This is a genomic window from Streptomyces sp. NPDC057638, from assembly GCF_042800315.1.
Lineage (GTDB): Bacteria > Actinomycetota > Actinomycetes > Streptomycetales > Streptomycetaceae > Streptomyces.
In genome coordinates, this window is the sequence record NZ_JBHVHF010000608.1 from 1 (window position 1) to 1,366 (window position 1,366).

Here is a 1,366-nt window from a genome sequence, read left to right on the forward strand (position 1 = left end):
TCCGTGCGGGCCGCGCGGGGTTCCAGCCCCGTACGGGCAGTCGTCCCACTCAGCGGTGGAACCCGGGCCTGTCCGGGAGTGGGGTGGCGGAGACAAAGCGATAGAAGCGGAAATAGGAAAATCCCCTCGCAGTAAATGCGAGGGGATTTTCCCTTTTGTACCCCCGACCGGATTCGAACCGGCGCTACCGCCTTGAGAGGGCGGCGTGCTAGGCCGCTACACAACGGGGGCAAGATCTGAAACGATCCGCTGGGCTACCAGGACTCGAACCTAGACTAAATGAACCAGAATCACTCGTGCTGCCAATTACACCATAGCCCATGGTGGTTTAGACCAGTACCCCCGACCGGATTCGAACCGGCGCTACCGCCTTGAGAGGGCGGCGTGCTAGGCCGCTACACAACGGGGGCCCTAGCGATCCAGCCCGGCGCGAGCCGGACACTGTCACCGCGTGGACATCGGGAGCGACCCTGATGATCCGCGGGATGGATCTGTACCCCCGACCGGATTCGAACCGGCGCTACTGCCTTGAGAGGGCAGCGTGCTAGGCCGCTACACAACGGGGGCTTTGCAGATGAGCTCTGCGAGCTGGCCTACCTGGACTCGAACCAAGACTAACTGAACCAGAATCAGTCGTGCTGCCAATTACACCATAGGCCACCAAAGCGCAACCCCCGGTGGGGGTCTTCCTTGGCTTGCGCTCTCCGTTCCGGCCTTTTGGCCTTGGCGGGCGGCGCAGAAAGAACATTACCCGAAGGTGGACGGGGCTCCAAAACGGGTATGGCCGCGCAGCAGACCGGGCAACTCGGCGAGGGAGGCGATCCGGATCAGTTCGGGGCGTCCGCCCGTTCCGGAGCGGTCCAGCCAGACGCCGGTGAGCCCCGCCTCCATGGCGCCGCGGGCGTCGATGTCGGGCTCGTCACCGACGTACAGCACCTCACTCGGCGGCAGGCCCAGGGCCCGGCAGGCGGCGTGGAAGGCGGCGGCGTGCGGCTTGGCGACGCCGAGTTCGGCGGCGCACAGGAGGACCTCGAAGCGGTCGCGGACGCCGAAGCCGCGCAGCTTGGGTTCCTGGACCCGCAGCGAGGAGTTGGACAGGACGGCGTGCCGGTAGTGGCCCGCGAGGGCGTCCAGGGCGGGCACGGCGTCGGGGAAGAGGGCCGAGGCCGCCTCGTAGTGGGTCACGTAGCGCGCGAACCAGGCGTCCGCGGCGGAGTCGCTCATCGGGGTGCCGGTGAAGTCCCGCGCGCGGTCGCGGCGCTGGCCGAGCCAGTCGACCTCGCCCGCGTCGAAACGGGCCCAGTGGGTCCGGGTGAGCGTGCGCCAACGGGCGAGGGCCTGGCCGACGGAGTCGTCTCCGTCGGCC

Annotated in this window: 1 protein-coding gene and 5 tRNA genes; all 6 read right to left on the reverse strand. The window is 67.7% G+C overall.

Translation table 11 applies throughout. The features are described 5' to 3' along the window. Positions 1-158: 158 nt before the first annotated feature. Positions 159-231: transfer RNA gene (locus ACFVIM_RS35160), tRNA-Glu, on the reverse strand. An 18-nt stretch (positions 232-249) separates the two neighbouring features. Then, positions 250-321 (reverse strand) — tRNA-Gln (locus ACFVIM_RS35165). Between the two features lie 16 nt (positions 322-337). Further along, a tRNA-Glu gene (locus ACFVIM_RS35170) sits at positions 338-410 on the reverse strand. 84 nt (positions 411-494) lie between these two features. Further along, positions 495-567 (reverse strand) — tRNA-Glu (locus tag ACFVIM_RS35175). A 21-nt stretch (positions 568-588) separates the two neighbouring features. Then, positions 589-660 (reverse strand) — tRNA-Gln (locus tag ACFVIM_RS35180). Between the two features lie 87 nt (positions 661-747). Continuing rightward, on the reverse strand, positions 748-1,366 hold a 619-nt coding region (locus ACFVIM_RS35185), incomplete at its 5' end, for an HAD family hydrolase (protein ID WP_384310458.1).